Source organism: Endozoicomonas sp. ALD040 (assembly GCF_049275945.1).
Classification (GTDB): Bacteria; Pseudomonadota; Gammaproteobacteria; order Pseudomonadales; family Endozoicomonadaceae; genus Endozoicomonas_A.
In genome coordinates this window covers 3,512,582-3,529,954 of sequence record NZ_CP184829.1, presented here as the reverse complement: position 1 = coordinate 3,529,954, position 17,373 = coordinate 3,512,582, and the positions used below count along the sequence as shown (strand labels likewise).

Here is a 17,373-nt window from a genome sequence, read left to right as displayed (position 1 = left end):
ACGATGGACGAGGCATTTTACTGTCGAGTTTGAACAGAGTCATGGTTTTCAAAAACAAAACTTTTCTCCGGACAACAGACCTGTGACATAAGCGTGGTCGGGGGAGATGGTCAGCAGCGACTCAACGCCAATGTGCTTATTGCCAACACTTTCAGCCTCGGACTTATCAACCTGATGATGCACAAAACTCCAAAACACAAACCTGCTGATATTGACCAGAATAATGACCTCAGTCATCAAGAAGGTAAAATGAATAAGTAAAGATCTGACTCCAGTCCATTCATAATGATTTTGCCCTTCACGGCCTTTAATTTCTGACAGAAAGTTTTGATAGCAAAACACGATTATTTTCTTGATCTATCCTTCCTCTCTTTAAACCAGAAAGCAAGGATAGAATTATTAAACACTCACTCTTTGTTGTACTGCTCTTACAGCTACTTTTGTCATCTGTCGTCTGTCAGGCGGAATTATTGACAAGAAATTTCATAATTGAGCTTGAACAAAATGCCGACTCTCCAAAAGAGAACTTCACTATAAAGCCTGACCTGAATACATTGCCGGGTTGCCATTCAGACATTGCTGAAACAAACGGCTATGAGAGATCAGACACGCAGCCTGATAACAAACTAGACATAACCTGCGGTTACTACGTTAAAACGAACCTCATTAAGTCAATTTCACGGCAATGGCTTTATATCACGACTCTACTGATTGCCTACGAACTGAGCCTTACCACCAAAGACATTCCCCTGAACTCCAACCCTTATTCATGGCTACCTGCAGAAGTGGCTGCGGCTGTCGGCTGCCTTTTAAAAAGCTATTGGAACCAGGATTCATTTCTGTTTAACCCGATTGATCAACAGTCGACTTCTATTTTAACGCATGAGAATCGCCCGTTTACGACCGTCACAACAATGTTTGGCTCAGGGTGCAACCCACCACAACAGCCGCCGCCAGAATCATCCGACCAGCAAGCGCCAGAAGCCACCACTCAGACTATCGGCTATTTCACCCGCCTCCTTTTTTCTGATTCAGACGACGGTGGCGAGGACCCTGAACAACACTCACACACTTTAGCTTTAAATTGTTTTGTTGATCCCTGTCATGGTGTTTGCCAATTCAGAGCAGTTAGCGGAACGGCAGCTGAATGGCCACTTGATGATGCGCAGACGCCCTGGAATGAGTCTGCCTTCTCAGATGATTTCAGCATAATCAATGGGTTAATCAATTTAAGTAACACTGAGCCTCTCGAGGAAACCGGAACTTCTTTCACGCCTGCCCTTTCAACACCGCCAATAGAGACTTCAGAAACACAACAAACAACAGGGTCATCACGATTAGGTCAAAGCCTGAGTCCTCTTGTCCATTTACGCCCAAAGCAAGCCACAGTCCACAGCAGGCAACGAGTTTGTAACCTGGCCCTGGTCGGGAAAGATGGCCAGCAGCGGCCATGTGGGAAGGTCTTCAAGAACAGAGATTCACTGTGGTCTCACAAAAGCGGCTTCCACACCGCACAAAAAATCTGTGAAGTCAGAATGATCAGGGAGAATGGTCAGTGGCGGCCATGCGGGAAAATCTGCAGGAATGCTAAAGCCCTGATTAATCACAAACACAATCACCACAACGAGCGGCAAACCTGTGACGTAACCGTGGTCAGGGAGGATGGTCTCCCGCAGCCATGCGGAATACTCTGTAAGAATGCTAGCGCCTTGACCGATCACAAAAAAAGACATCATACCGGGCAAAGAGTCTGTAACCTGACCTTAGTCGCAAAGGATGGTCAGCGGCGACCATGTGGGGCGTTCTGCAAAAGTGCTCAAGCCCTGTCGGATCATAAAAGAAGACACCACACCGGGCCAAAAACCTGTGACATAAACATAACTGGTAAAAATGGCCAGCAGCGGCCATGCGGGAAGGTTTGCAAGAATGTTAAAGCCCTGTCATCTCACAAATTCAGAGAGCATAACAGTCGACAAACCTGCGACGTTCCAGTAGTTGGTAAGGATGGTCTGAAACGATCATGCGGAACGGTCTGTCAGAATACTCAAACCCTTGCGGAGCATAAAAGAGTACATCAAAAACGCAAACCTGTTGATGCAGGCCGGGACAATGACTGCCCCCCTTGATCTGACACCTGTCCTTTCATAAGAAAGACACAAAAACACGCTTATTTTCTTGATCTATCCTTGCTCTCTGTATACCAGAAAGCAAGGATAGAATTATTAAACACTCACTCTTTGCGGCACTGCTGCTGCCGATAATTTCGTTATCCGTCTTCTGTCAGGCCGAAGTGTTGACAAGAAGTTTAATAGTCGAGCTTGAACAGAATGCAGGTTCTCCAAAACATTCCTTCTCAATAGATCGTGACCCGGATACATTTTCAGGCGATACATTGTCAGATACATCGTCAGGCCATCCATCAGACATTACTGACACAAACGGCAACTCAGGACCATGCTCACAGTCTGATAACAAACCACACAGGTCCGGTTATTACGAGGCAAAAACAACCATCATCAAGTCTGTCTCATGGCAATTGCTTTACGCCGCGAACCTGCTGCTTGCTTACGAACTGCTCCTGACCAACAGAAAAGCTAACCCAGACTTAAATTCTGATTCATGGCTGCCTGTAGAAGTATTGTTTGCTGCCGACTCGCTTTTAAGAAGCTATTGGAACCAGGATTCACTGCTGTTTAATCCGATTGAACAACAGGCAAAGTCTATGTTGACACATGGAAACCACCCGTTTGTGACCATCACGACAATGCTTGACTCTGGACATAACTCACCAGAATACCCACCGCCAGACTCTTCCGCCCAGCATGCTCCGCAAGCTACCACCCAGACTGTAGTTTATTTCACTTATCTCTTGCATTCTGACTCTGGTGACGGTGACGAAGCGCCTGAACAACACTCACACACTTTAGGTTTAAATTGTTTCGTCGATCCCTGTCAGGGCGTTTGTCGATTCCGTGTATCATCCGATAACAGAGAGCCGACTCAATCGTTACCTGGTCATGTGCGAATGCCAGGGAATGCGTCTGTCACTTCTGATGATTTGGTTATAATCAGCGGGTTACTCAATCTGCGTAATCGTAGTCCTCTCGGAGAAACCGGAATTCCCTTTACACTTAGCCATTTCACCCCCCCAATCAGGACTTCAGAAATACTACCAACAGCAACGGCATCAACCCAATTGGATCAAAGCCCACCTTATCTTTCCAGGACAGGCACAAACCGGGCAACAGTCCACAGCGGGCAACAATCCTGTAAGGTGACCCTGATCGGGGAAGATGGCCAACATCGACCATGTGGGAAGACCTGCAAGAATGCTCACGCCCTGTCGGTTCACAAAAGCAGATACCACACCGGGCAAAAAACCTGTACCGTGATAGTGATCAAAGAGGATGGTCAGGAGCAGCTATGCGGGACAGTCTGTAAGCATGGAAAAGCCTTGTCAGAGCACAAAAAACGAGATCACACCGGCCAACAAATCTGTGATGCAACTGTGATGTGGAAAGATGGCCAGCTGCAGCCATGCGGGGCTGTCTGCAAGAATGCGAAAAGCCTGTCGAATCACATAAGAAGGTACCACACCAGACAACAAACCTGTGACATAACAGTGGTCGGAGTAAATGGCCTGCAGCGGCCATGCGGAAGGTTCTGCAAAAATGCACAAGCTCTGTCGGTTCACAAAAGCAGAGTCCACACCGGGCAACGAACCTGCGCCCAGACAGTCATAGAAAAGGATGGCCAGCAGCGGTTATGCGGGGCTCTCTGCAAGAACGCTCAGGCCCTGTCGGATCACAGAAGCAGATACCATAGCAGACAGCGAGCCTGTGACGTAAACCTGATCGGTGACGACGGTCAACAGCAGCCATGCGGGAAGGTTTGCAAGAATACAAAAGCCCTGTCATCTCACAAAAACAGAGAGCACAGCGGGCAAAAAACCTGCAACGTATCCGTGCTAGCGGAGGATGGCCAGCCAAAGCCATGCGGGAAGGTCTGCAAAAATTCTCCAGACCTGTCGAATCACAAAAGAATACATCGAAAACGCAAACCTGATGATGTGAACCAGAAAGATGACCTCAGCCTTCAGTCAGATAAACTGAAATAAGTAGCTACGCTTATCTGAGCTTTCAAGAAGTTTTGCCCAGTGCAGCCTTTGATTTTTAACAGAAAAACACACTTATTTTCCTGTTCTATCCTTCCTCTCTGAATACCAGTATGCAAGGATAGAATTATTAAACACTTAATCTATGCTACATCGCTTTTGCTGCTACCGTCATTGTCTGTCACCTGTCGGGCTGAACCTTTGACCAGTCATTTTGTTGTTGAGCTTGCACAGGATGCTGGTTCTCCAAAACAGAACTTTGCTATAAAGCCCGGGTGGCATACATTTTCGGAAGACCCGTCAAACATTACCGACACAGACGGCTATACAGAGCCTGACCTGCCACCCTATGACAAACGACACAGACTTATTACATACGGAGTAAAGACGACCGATACTGAGTCGATTTCGTGGCAATGGCTTTACGCCACAAACCTGATGATTGCTTACGAACTGATCCTGAATACCAGAGACCCTTCCCTGTACTTCCCCCTTTATTCATGGCTATCTGTGGAAATGACTATCGCTGCTGGTTGGTTTTTAAAAAGCTATTGGAACCTCAAATCGCCTCTGTTTAACCCGAACGGACAGATTACGGCATCTATTTTGACACAGGGCGATCACCCATTTGCGATCACCACTATGACGCCTGGCGCTGGACATTACCAACAGCAAGGCCAACCAACAGAAACATCCGACCAGCAAGCCCCAAAAACCACCGCCTATTTTACAAGCTCTTTCATTCAGTCTCTGTATTTTGGCTCTGCCGATGGTTACCGTGATCCTCGACAACACTCACATACTTTGGGTTTAAATTGTTTCATCCATCCCTGTCATGGCGTTTGTAGATTACGACCATCACCCGATAATACACATTCAATGATTGCAGAGGCAGCAATTACTAATCCTTCTGGGCCAATCAGTGATGATGCACCAACGCTCCAGGGTTCGACTGTCACCGCTGATGATTGGGTTATAATCAAAGGGTTACTCAGTCTGGGTGGTCACAGTCTTCCAGAACAAGCCGGTATTTCCTTTACGCCTTTCCATTCCAACCCCTCAATGGGAACGTCAGAAACACAAGAAACAAAAACAGAACCATCCCGACCGGCCTCAGGCACAACTCATCTTTCCCGGATAACCTCAATAAAAGCGACAGACCAGAGTGTGCAACCAACCTGTGAAATGACCCTTGTCGGGGAAGATGACCTGGAAAGGCGATGCGGAAAGGTTTGCAACAGTGCCAGAACCCTGTCGGATCACAGAAGAAAAAACCACACAGGGCCACAAACCTGTGAGGTAAGCGTAGTCGAGGGTCATGGCCAGCTGCGACCATGCGGGAAAGTTTGCAGGAGTGCCAAAGCCCTGTCGGCTCACAAAAGCAGAAACCATACCGAGCAAAAAGCCTGTGATGTGTTAGTGTTCAGGAAGAATGGTCGGCTACAGCCATGCGGAAGGGTCTGCAGAAATGCTGGTGCCCTGTCGGATCACAAAAGCGGACACCACTCCGGGCAAAGAACCTGTGACGTGCAAGTAGTCGGGGAGGATGGACTGTCGCAGCCGTGCAGTAGGATCTGCAAGAGTACTAAAATCCTGTCGGATCACAAAAGAAGATACCACTCCGGGCAACAAGCCTGTGACCTGAAAGTGGTCGGGGAGAATGGTCAACTAAGGGCATGCGGAAAGGTCTGCAATAGTTCACATGCCTTGACGGAACACAAAAGGAGACATCGAAGGCGAAAGCATGTTGATGCGGATCAGGACAATAACTTCACTCATGATCTGACACCCAGCCTTCCACAAAATTAATCAGGAGCAATCTTTAGCTTTAAATATTGGTTCTTTTTCAAAAGATTTTAGACAGAAAAACACGCTTATTCGTGCGAGACGCTCTGCAAGACTGCTATCTGTCGAATCACACAAGAATACATCAAAAGCGAAAACCTGTTGATGTCGACCTTGACGGCGACCTCATCCACTAATCGGTCGGCCACACCGTTGCATGACCTGATCTATCCTTGTCTTTCTGTAGACCGAATACAAGGATAGAATGATTAAACTCTCACTCTTCGCGGCACTGCTATTAATGCTAGTGTCGTTGTCTGTTATCGGTCAGACCGAATCGACAAGTCGTTTTATTGTTGAGCTTGAACAGAATGCAGACGCTCCAATAAAGAACTTTACTATAAATATCCACCGTCGTGCATCACCGTGCAACCCGTCAAATATTGCCGACACAAAAGGCTATTCAGGATCAGATCTGCCACCTGAAAAAAAATGCCGCAAGCCTGACGCTATTCGAGTAAAAAAAAACATCACTGAGATGATTTCATGGCAACTGATTTACGCCACAAATCTGCTGGTTGCTTACGAACTTATCCTGACCACCAAAGGCCCACCTCTGAATTCCAACCCTTACGCATGGCTACCGTTAGAAGTGGTTGTCAGTTGGCTTTTGAAAAGCTACTGGAATCCCGATTCATGGCTGTTTAACCCGATTGAACAACAGGCGAGTCAGGGACTCCCGTTTGCGTCCATCACTATAATGTCTGGTTCTGGACAAAACCAGGAACAATATTCGCCATCAAAATCCTCTTGCCAGCAAGCTCCGCCGACAACCACTCGCCATACAGCCTCTTTCGCGCCCTCGCTCAATACAGACTATGCCGACGGCAACGGAGATCCTCAGCAACCCTCACACAGTTTGGATTTAAATTGTTACGTTTATCCCTGTAATGGCGTTTGTCGATTCCGATCATCATCCGATAGCACCGAGCCCCCTCTGTGGACAATGGATTGCGAAGAAAACTCATGCCCCCACTTGGCCAATGGGCACTGCCTGAGCTGTATAGGTCATCTGGATCCTCTACACATTACAGACTTCCAGAAAAGCTCACCTTTCAAAACACCGAATGATCTTTCAAAGACTGAACCCTCATACAATTACGACCCACAACCCGTTGGCATTGATAGCAACTCTGACGGGGTCGCCATAGACGGGGGCGCCTGTACATCTAACGCCATCGTGCAAGTCAACTATGACGCACCAATACCGGAAGAACGGACTACAGCCGATAATAATTCTGCGCTTCACGGCTCACTCGATATGCAGAGCCATCCCGGAGAAGATAAGATTATATTTACACTTGCCCATTCAGAAACACAAACAACAACCACTGAATCATTCAAATGGGATCAGTACCAACCTCATCACATACAGACAGCGGCAATACAACCTGAATACTGCAACAGGCAAAAAACCTGTGATGCGATTGTGGTCGGGAAGGATCACAAAGAGCGGCCATGCGGAATTATCTGCAAGGATACTCAAGCCCTGCGAAATCACAAAAGAAAAAAACACAGCGGACAACAAACCTGTGACCTGATCGTGGTTGGAGAGGATGGCCAACTGCGGCCATGCGGAAGGCTCTTCCAGAATATTCAATCCCTGGCAACACACAAAAGCGGCCAGCACTCAGGACAAAAAACCTGTAAAGTGATCGTGGTTGGGGAGGATGGCCTGCAGCGACCATGCGGAGCGGTCTGGAAGAATGCTAATTCCCTGACGAATCACAAAACCAGAGTCCACAGCGGGCAACGAGTCTGTACCGTAAACGTAATTGGGGAGGATGGCCAGCTGCGTCCATGTGGAGCAGTCTGCAAGAGCACTAAAGCCCGCTCGGATCACAAAAGAACCGTCCACAGCAGTCAACAAACCTGTAACATGACCGTTTTAGGGCAGGATGGCCAGGAGCGGCCATGTGGGATGGTCACGATGAATCTACAAGCCCTGACGACTCATAGAAGTTACTACCACACCGCGAAAAAAATCTGTGACGTGATCCTGATCGGGAAGGATGACCAGCCGCAGCCATGCGGGATGATCTGCACAAATTCTCGAGCCCTGTGGAGTCACAAAAGAAGATACCACACCAGGCAACAAACCTGCGATGTGAACGTGACCGGGGAAGATGGCCTGGCGCGATCATGCGGGATGATCTGCGAAAACCCTCAAGCCCTGTTGATTCACAAAAAAAAACATCGAAAACGCAAGCCTGTTAATGTGGAACAGGACGATGACTCAGCCCACAAAAAAAGAAAACCGTACAACTAATGATCCGGTCTGATATTCTTCCATTCATAAGGTTTTGCCCGGTGCAAGCTTTGGTTTTTAGCAGAAGATTTTTAACAGCCTGTGACGCAATAATAATCAAAGAAGGTAGCCAAGAGCGGGTATGCGGGAATATCTTCAAAAATGCCAGATCCCTGTCAAATCACAAAAGAAGAGCCCATACCAGACAAGGAACCTGCGACGTCAAAGTGATCGAAAAAAATGGCAAACTGCGGTTATGCGGGAAGATTTGCATAAATGCTCAATATCTCTCGATTCACAAAAGCAAAGCCCACAGCGGCCAAAGAACCTGTGACGCGACTCTGATCGGAGAGGATGGCCAACTGCAACCATGCGGGGTGATATGCAAGAATGCCGGAGCTCTGTCATCTCACAAAAGTGGGCATCACAGCGGAAAAAAAACCTGTGACGCGACAGTGGTCGGGAAAGATGGCCAACAAAGGCCATGCGGGAAGATCTGTAAGAACGCTTATGCCTTCTCCAGGCACAAAGGAAGACATCAAAAGCGCAAGCCCGTCAATGTGGACGAGAGTGATGATCTCAGCCTTCAAAAAATAAAGTGAATAAGTAATGATACTTTCATATATCCGTCCTTTCATGAGGTTTTTGCCAGTGTAACCTTTGGCTTTTAGCACAGAAACACGCTTTCTTTATTGATTTAACCTTCCTCTCTGTAAACCAGAATGCAAGGATAGAATTATTAAACGATCACTCTCTGAGGCACCGCTGTTACTTCTACTATTGATATCTGTCGTCTGTCTGGCAGAACCGTGGACAGAAGGTTTTACTGTGGAGTTTGAAAAGAATGCAGGCTACCCAAGCCATAGCTTTTCTATAAAGCACGAACCGAATACATTACCGGGCACCGCATCAGATATTGTCGACACAGACGGCTACGCAGGATCAGATGAAAAACGACATAGACATTACGGTTACAGAGTCAGAACCACTGCCATTGAGTCGATTTCGTGGCAATGGCTTTATGCGACCAATTTAATGGCTGCTTACGAACTGATCCTTATCACCAAAGGCAATCTTTTGATCTCGAATCCTGATTTATGGCTATCGGTGGAAGTGGTCGCTATCGACTGGCTTCTAAAAAAGTATTGGAACCCCGATTCCTCAGCGTTAAACCCGATTGAACAACAGGTAACACCTATGTTGACACAGGGGGATCTGCCTTTTGCGACCATCACTACGATGTTTGGCTCTGGCGACAATCAAAAACTGCACCCGCCATCAAAATCATCCGGCCGTCGAGCCCATGCAGCAATCACCCAATTTACAAGCTCTTTCTGCAACCCACTGTATTCTCGCTCTGGCGACGGTAACGAAGGCCCTCATCACCACTCACACACTTTGAGTTTAAATTGTTTCGTCCATCCTTGTCGTGGCATTTGTAGATTCCGACCCTCACCCGATAACACAGAGCCACCTGAATGGCTGCTGAATACCTTGGAATGTTCAATGGGTCACAAACAGGCAACACCCACGCAAAGCTCATGCCCTCATTTGGCTGATGGACACTGTTTCAGTTGCATAGATCATCTTGATTCTGGTCAACTATTTGAGCTAAAGGTGCATGACAGTTATCGCCATCCAGCTAATAGCAGCAACCCTGCAGACGGGGTCGCCTCAGGCCAAATGAGTCCATGGGCAACTCATACAGCTGACGCTACCGGACCACCCAATCATGATGGATCAATAACCAGGAATAGCTATCTTCCTTTCGCAAGAACGATACATCGTCAAAAATCCCTCTCAGATCATCAACGAATCTGTGGCGTCAAATTGGTCTCAGAGGATGGCTTGCAGCGACCATGCGGGACAGTCTGCAAGAATGCTCAAGCCCTGACGGATCACAAAAGAAGAGACCATAGCGGGCAACAATCCTGTGGTCTGCCAGTAGTCGGGATGGATGGCCTGCAGCGGACATGCGGGAAAATCTGCAAAAATATTCAGGCTCTGATGTCTCACAAAAGAGCTGCCCACACAGGACCACAAATCTGTAACTTACCCGTGACAGAGAAGGATGGTCAGCCACAGCCATGCGGAAAGCTCTGCAAGAATTCTGAAGCCTTGTCGGATCACAAAAGCAGATACCACTCCAGGCAACAAACCTGTTATGTAACCATGACCGGGGAGGATGGTCAGCAACGATTATGCGGAAAAGTCTGCAAGAATGTTCGGGTCCTGTCTTCTCACAAAAGCAGATACCACTCCGGGCAACAAACCTGCGGATTGACACTGGTCGGGGAGGATGGCCAGCAGCGTTCATGTGGCGCAGTCTGCAAGAATGCTCAAGCCCTGTCGCAACACAAAAGAAGAGAACATATCGGGGAACAAACCTGCACTCTGTCAATAATCGGGAAAGACGGACTGCAGCGACCATGCGGGAAAATCTGCAAGAGTCCTCTGAGCCTGGCGTCTCACAGAAGAATCTTCCACACCGGTCAAAAAACCTGTGACGTAAACGTGATCGGAGGAGATGGCCTGCCAGGACCATGCGGGAAAATCTGCAAGAATGCTCAAGCCCTGTCGGATCACAAAAACAGAGCCCACACTAAACAAAAAATCTGTGAAGTAACAATGATTGGGGAGGATGGCCAGCAACGACCATGCTTAAGGGTCTGCATGAATTCTAAAGCCCTGTCTTACCACAAAAGCAGATGCCACTCCGAGCAAAAAATCTGTTACTTAAAAATGACCGGAGAAGATGGCCAACAACAACCATGCGGAAAGATCTGCAAGAATTCCCGAGTCCTGTCAGATCACAAAAACAGATACCACACCGGGCAGCAAACCTGTAAACAGACAGTGGTCACAGAGGATGGCCAGCAGCAACCATGCGGAAAGATCTGCGATAATATACGGGCTTTATCGACTCACAGAAGAATTGCTCACACGGGTCAAAAAAAATGTGACGTAATCGTGGTCGGTAAGGATGGTCAGCCACAGCCATGCGGAAAGATCTGCCGGAATGCCCAGGCTCTCACGGCTCATAAAAGAAGACATCGAAAAAGCAAGCATATTGATTCAGAGCAGAACGATGGCCCCGGTCTTCAAAAAAACAAAGTGAATAAGTAATGATATGTTCTGATATCCGTCCTCTGTTAAAAGAATAACACGCTTATTTTATTGATCTATCCCGCTCTCTTTAAACCTGACTGTAAGGACAGAATCATTAGACGCTCACTCTCTTCGGTATCAGTGTTACTTCTACTTTTGCTGTCTCTCGACTGTCAGGCAGAACTGTGGACAGAACATTTTACTGCTGAGTTTGAAAAGATTGCAGGCTACTCGAATCATGGTTTTTCTATAAAATGCGAACTGAATTCATTGCCGGACAACCCTTCAGATATTGCCGATACAGACAGCTATACAGGATCAGATGAAAAACGACACAGACCTTATGGTCACAGAGTTAAAACGACCATTAGTGAGTCGATTTCGTGGCAATGGCTTTATTTCACGAACCTGCTGGTTGCTTACCAACTGACCCTGATTATCAAAGACAATCCTCTAAACTCCAGCCCTGATTCATGGCTTCCGGTAGAGGCGGTTGTTGCTGTCGGCTGGCTTTTAAAAAGCTATTGGAACCCCGCTTCCTTCCTCTTCCTGTTTAACCCAATTGAACAACAGGCAGCATCGATATTGAAACAAGAAAATTTTACGTTTGCGATCATCACTGCGATGTTTGGCTCTGGAGACAATCCACAACAGTACCCGCCATCAGAATCATCCGGCCAGCAAGTCCCGGCAGCGAGCCCCCATATTACGGGCTATTTCACCAACCAGCTGTACCCTGGCTCTGGCGACGGCAACCGAGGCCCTCAACAAAACTCCCATACTTTAGGTTTAAATTGTTTCGTCTATCCCTGTCATGGCGCTTGCAGACTCCGAACAACACCGTGTAGCACAGTGCAAGCTGAATGGCTGCTAAATACTATGGAAAGTTCAACAGGTCAGACTGAAGCAACACCCGGGCAAAGCTCATGCCTCCATTTGGCTAGCGGATACTGCTTCAGTTGCATAGATCATTCTAATTCTGGTCAACTATTTGACCTACAGACGCATGAGGTTAATGGTAATCCAGCTAATGGCGACAACCCTTTAGAAAGAGTCGCCATAGAAGAAGTCGTCATACAAGGGACCGCCCCGGGCTCACTGAATGCAATGGCAGCTCACGTAGCTGAAGCTACCGGACCACTCAACTATGTTGAATCATTGCCCGGGTATGGTTTTTTTCCTCCCATAGGAATGCCTCCCTCTGGAACTGCACATTTCCAACACTCCCCGTCAGATAACCAAAAAACCTGTAATGTCAGAGTGATCGCAAGAGATGGCCAGTCATATCCTTGCGGGATAGTCTGCAAAAGTACCCAACATCTCTCAACTCACAAAAACAAGGCCCATACTGAGCAACACATTTGTGACGTCAAAGTGGTCGGAGAGGATGGCCAGCTGAAGCTATGCGGAATGATCTGCGAGAACGTCGCGGCTCTTTGGAATCACAGAGGCAAATACCACAGAGGGCGACAAACCTGTGACATAAACGAAACCGGCGAGGATGGCCAGAATCGGCCATGCGGGAAGGTTTGCAAGAATGCACAGACCCTGTCGGCTCACAAAAAGAGATGCCACAGCGGGCAAAAAACCTGTGACGTGATAGTGGTCGGGGAAGATGGCCAGCGTCGTCCATGCGGGAAGGTCTGCACGCATATCCAAGCCCTGTCGTATCATAAAAGAAGGGAACACACCGGGCAACAAACCTGTGACGTAACAGTGATTGCGGAAAATGGCCAGCTGCAGCCATGCGGAAAGATTTATATGAATGCTGATAGCCTTTGGCATCACAAAAGAAACATCCACACTGCGCAACAGAAATGTGATATCAAAGTGGATGGAGAATATGGCCAGCCACGGCCATGCGGGAAAATCTGTAAGAATGTTCAAGCCCTCTCGGAACACAAAAGAAGCGCACACACCCGACAAAGAAACTGTGACGTGCCCGTAGCCGGGAAGAACGGTCGGCTGCAACCATGCGGGCAGCTCTGCAAGAGTGCTAAAAAATTAACCGATCACAAAAGAAGAGCTCACACCGGACAACAAATCTGTGAAGTGACTGTGGCCAGGGAGGACGACCAGCTGCGGCCATGCGGAACGGTGTGCAAGAATGTTCAAGCTCTGATTATCCACAAAAGCAGATACCACAGGAAGGAGAAAACCTTCGACCAGGAGCTTGGTCGCAGAGAATGGCCAACCGGTAGCGGGGCTGCACAAAAGTAGCGAAATCCCAGTGCAACTCAACTTTTAACAGAAATTTTTTAAAAGAATAATGTGCTTATTTTCTTGATCTATCCTTCCTCTTCTGTAACCCAGAATGCAAGGACAGATTTATTAAACACTCATGCTTTGTCGCACTGCTACTATCGGTGCCTATCGTCTGTCAGCCCGAAACGTTGACAAGACGCTTTATTGTTGAGCTTCAACAGGATACAGGTTTTCCAGGACAGAACTTTTCTATAACGTCTGCCCGGCATATATTGCCGGATCGCCGGTCAGAGATTGTCGACACCAATGGCTACCCAGGATCAGATTCTCAGCCTGATGATACACGACATATTTCTTACGGTTACAGAGTTAAAACGACCATTATCGAGACACAAGACACGTCACCACCCCTGACACGGATAGTTCACCTGTTTGCTGCCATCTTTACCATGTTTGGCTCCGAACATCACGCACAACAATATCAGCCATCAGGATCATCGGGGCAGCAAGCCTCACAAACCACTTCCCTCATTACAAACTCTTTCACCCTTCTCCTGAATACTGATTATCGTGACGGTAGAGACTACCCCAAAGGCAATCTGCATACTTTGGGTTTCAATTGTTTCGTCCATCACTGTCGTGGCGTTTGTCAATTCCGACCATCATCCAGTAGCAGAGGGACTGCTGAACCGCTGCTGAATTCTGAAAAAAATTTATCAGGCGACACAGAATTAATACCCGGACAAAGCTCGTGTCCTCATTTGGCCAGTGGATATTGCTTTAGTTGCCTGGTTCAAACTGATCCTTTAAACACTGCAGATATCCAACAAAACTCGCCTTTTGAAACATTGATTCAGCTCCAATACAATTCTGAGCCATTATTTAAGCCAGAGGTTTATAGCATTGACTGTGTCCCGGCCAAACCTATAGATAGGGTCGCCTCAGACTGGATCGCCTCAGACTCAATAGGTGAAGGAAGAGCTTATGAAATAGATCCTGTTGGAAATACAGATAGTGTCGCTAGCATAGACAAAGAGGATTTCCAGCAGCGACCATGCGGAAAGGTCTACAGGAATGTTCACACCCTGTTGGATAACAGAAGCAGAATCCGCAGCGGGCAAAAAAACTGTCACTTAACAATCATCGGGGAGGATGGGCAGCAGAGGCCATGCGGGGCTGTCTGCAAGAATGCTCGGGCATTTTGGGATCACAAAAGTAAAGCCCACTCCAAACAAAAAATCTGTGACGCGACAATCCTCGAAAAGAATGGTCAACTGCGGCCATGCGGGACTGTCTGCAAGAATATTCGAGCCTTTTGGGATCACAAATACAGAATCCACACAGGGCAAAAAACCTGTGACGTAACCGTGACTGCGGGGGATGGCCAGCCGCGACCATGCGGAGCAGTCTGCAAGAATTCTCAAGTTTTGTCGGGTCACAAAAGGAATGTGCATGGCAGTCCAAAAATCTGTGACGTGACAGTGGTTGGGGTGAATGGCCAACCACAGCAATGCGGAAAGACCTACAAGAGTCTCAGCGCCCTGTCGGATCACAAAAGAAAACATCAAAAACGCAAGCTTGTTGATGTCGAGCGGGACAATGCTCCCGGTCCTTGATCTGACACTCCTTTCATCAAGTTCTGCGCTGTGTGCCTCGGGTCTATGGCAGAGTTTTTTTAATCAAGGTCTCTGATCGAAAAACACACTTATTTTCTTGATCTATCCTTCCTCTCTGTAAGCCAAAATGCAGGGATAGAACTATTAAACACCCACTCCTTATGGCAATTCTCTTGCTGTTACTGTCGTTGAATGTCATCTGTCCAGCCAAACCTCTGACAAGACGTTTTACAGTCGAGTTTGAGCAGGATGCAGACTTTCTAAAACAGAGCTTTTCTGTAAAGCATGACCAGCATATATTGCTGAAAAACCCGCCAAACATTGCCGACACAGACGGCTACGCAGGGCCAGATTGGCCTCCTGATATAATACGACAAAAGCCTTGCAATCAAAGACTAAAAACTTTCCTTATAGAGCCGATTTCGTGGCAATTATTTTACGCCACTCATCTGCTGGTTGCTTACGAACTGATCCTGACGACCAAAGTAGTGCCTTTGGGCTCAGGCTTTTATTCATGGATACCTTTAGAAGCGGCTGTCGCTGTCGGCTGGCTTTTAAAATGTTATTGGAACCCCGATTCCCAGCTGTTTAACACGATTGAACAACAGCAGATGAGTCAGGATTACCCATTTATGGCTATCACTCTGATGTTTGGCTCCGGACGTAACCAACGAGGATACCAGCCATCAAAATCATCCAGCCAGCAAGCCCCAACGACAACTACCCGCCTTAAGCACTCTCTTACCAGACTCCAGAATACTAACGGTGGCGGCGGTAACGGAAATCCTCAAAAAGAGTTACACACTCTGGGTTTACATTGTTTCGTCCGTCCCTGTAATGGCGTTTGTAGATTCCGATCATCATCCGATAGCAAGGAGCCCGCTGAATGGATGCTGGAAACATTGAATGATTCCCCTGCCATCCAACTCCAATGCGCTTCTGATCAACCCTTTCAGCCGCGGGCACAGCAACCTCAGCATCACGGCACGGATGACAACCCGACAAAGTGCTGCAACCATTCACTCACAATGACCACAGGGGCAGCATATACTGGCCACAGCGGGGCACTTAATGTTCATTTACGAATGCCTCGGAATATGTCCGTCACCGATGATGACTTGATCATAATCAACGGGTTGCTCAATTTACGTGGTCATAGTCTTTCAGAAGCAACAAGGATTTCCTTTACGCTCAACCATTTAACATCTCCAGTGGCGACTTCAGAAACACAACAACCAACAAGACTAACCCAGGCAGATCAAAACCCACCCCACCTTTCCCAAACAGGAGCAGCACAAGCCGAAGACTACAGTGGACTGGAAATCTGTGACGCAACCATAGTAGAGGACGACGGCCAGCAGCGACAATGCGGGAGGATCTTCAAGAGTCTTCACTCCCTGACCGGTCACAGAAGAAGAAACCACGGCGGACAAGAAGTTTGTGATGTAACTCTGTTCTCTGAGGATGGCCAGCAGCCATGCGGGACAGTCTGCAGGAATGCTCAAGCCCTGGCGGATCACAAACTAAGAACCCACACCGGGCAACAAACCTGTGGAGAAACCTTGGTCGCTGAAGATGGCCAGCTGCAAACATGCGGGAGGATCTTCAAAAATGCTAAGGCCCTGTTATCTCATAGAAGCAAATATCATACCGGGCAAAAAACCTGTGACATAACCATGGTCAATGCGAATGGTCAGCAGCAACCATGCGGAAGGGTCTACAAGAATAACCAGGCCCTTTGGGTCCACAAAAACAGGGAACACAGCGTGCAAAAAACCTGTAACATGCCGGTACTCGGCAAGGATAACCAGCAGCGGCCATGCGGTAAAGTCTACAATAACGCTCAAGCCTTTTCGTCTCACAAAAGCAGAGTGCACAGCGAGCAAAAAACCTGTGATGTGTCCATGACCGGGGAAGATGGTCGACCAAAGTTGTGCGGGGCAGTTTGCAAGAACAATGGATCGCTGATGACTCACAAAAAAAAAGAACACTCCAGGCAAAAAACCTGTGTAGCGAGAGTGATCAAAGAGGATGGAAAGATACGACGATGCGGAAAGGTCTGTGAGAATGCTCAAGTCCTGTCGGATCACAAGGGAATACATCGAAAGCGCAAGCCTGTTAATCCTGAACAGGACGATGTTTTCAAACCCTGACCTGGCAAACACCATTTCATGAGGTTTACCCGATGCAGACTTTGGTCATTAATAACCGTTTTATGACACAACACCATAACAGAA

10 protein-coding genes are annotated in these 17,373 nt (G+C 47.7%); 9 read left to right on the top strand and 1 reads right to left on the bottom strand.

Going from position 1 to position 17,373, the window contains the following annotated elements; translation table 11 throughout:
* Positions 1 to 48 precede the first annotated feature (48 nt).
* Positions 49 to 342 carry a hypothetical protein gene (locus ACOJUN_RS13045; RefSeq protein ID WP_422137027.1) on the bottom strand — a complete coding sequence of 98 codons (294 nt, stop codon included), beginning with the start codon at positions 340 to 342 and terminating at the stop codon, positions 49 to 51.
* Positions 343 to 470: 128 nt separating this feature from the next.
* On the opposite strand from ACOJUN_RS13045, the gene ACOJUN_RS13040 reads away from it, so the two are divergent.
* The 9 genes from ACOJUN_RS13040 (at position 471) to ACOJUN_RS13000 (ending at position 17,289) form a co-directional block, all read left to right on the top strand.
* Entirely contained in the window at positions 471 to 2,126 is a 1,656-nt protein-coding gene (locus ACOJUN_RS13040) for a hypothetical protein (protein ID WP_422137026.1), read from the top strand.
* A gap of 167 nt (positions 2,127 to 2,293) precedes the next feature.
* Complete coding sequence (locus ACOJUN_RS13035; RefSeq protein WP_422137025.1) at positions 2,294 to 4,117, top strand: hypothetical protein; 1,824 nt, start codon at positions 2,294 to 2,296, stop codon at positions 4,115 to 4,117.
* A gap of 198 nt (positions 4,118 to 4,315) precedes the next feature.
* Positions 4,316 to 5,923 (top strand): hypothetical protein, encoded by a 1,608-nt coding sequence (locus ACOJUN_RS13030; RefSeq protein WP_422137024.1) that lies wholly within the window; start codon positions 4,316 to 4,318, stop codon positions 5,921 to 5,923.
* A 241-nt stretch (positions 5,924 to 6,164) separates the two neighbouring features.
* Entirely contained in the window at positions 6,165 to 8,228 is a 2,064-nt protein-coding gene (locus ACOJUN_RS13025; protein ID WP_422137023.1) for a hypothetical protein, read from the top strand.
* A 41-nt stretch (positions 8,229 to 8,269) separates the two neighbouring features.
* Positions 8,270 to 8,809 carry a hypothetical protein gene (locus ACOJUN_RS13020; RefSeq protein ID WP_422137022.1) on the top strand — a complete coding sequence of 180 codons (540 nt, stop codon included), beginning with the start codon at positions 8,270 to 8,272 and terminating at the stop codon, positions 8,807 to 8,809.
* Between the two features lie 226 nt (positions 8,810 to 9,035).
* A complete protein-coding gene (locus ACOJUN_RS13015) occupies positions 9,036 to 11,333 on the top strand; it encodes a hypothetical protein (RefSeq protein ID WP_422137021.1) in 2,298 nt (765 codons plus the stop codon).
* Positions 11,334 to 11,456: 123 nt separating this feature from the next.
* Positions 11,457 to 13,535 (top strand): hypothetical protein, encoded by a 2,079-nt coding sequence (locus tag ACOJUN_RS13010; RefSeq protein ID WP_422137020.1) that lies wholly within the window; start codon positions 11,457 to 11,459, stop codon positions 13,533 to 13,535.
* Positions 13,536 to 13,681: 146 nt separating this feature from the next.
* Positions 13,682 to 15,136, top strand: a complete 1,455-nt coding sequence (locus ACOJUN_RS13005) for a hypothetical protein (protein ID WP_422137019.1) — start codon at positions 13,682 to 13,684, stop codon at positions 15,134 to 15,136.
* Between the two features lie 188 nt (positions 15,137 to 15,324).
* A complete protein-coding gene (locus ACOJUN_RS13000) occupies positions 15,325 to 17,289 on the top strand; it encodes a hypothetical protein (RefSeq protein WP_422137018.1) in 1,965 nt (654 codons plus the stop codon).
* Positions 17,290 to 17,373 lie beyond the last annotated feature (84 nt).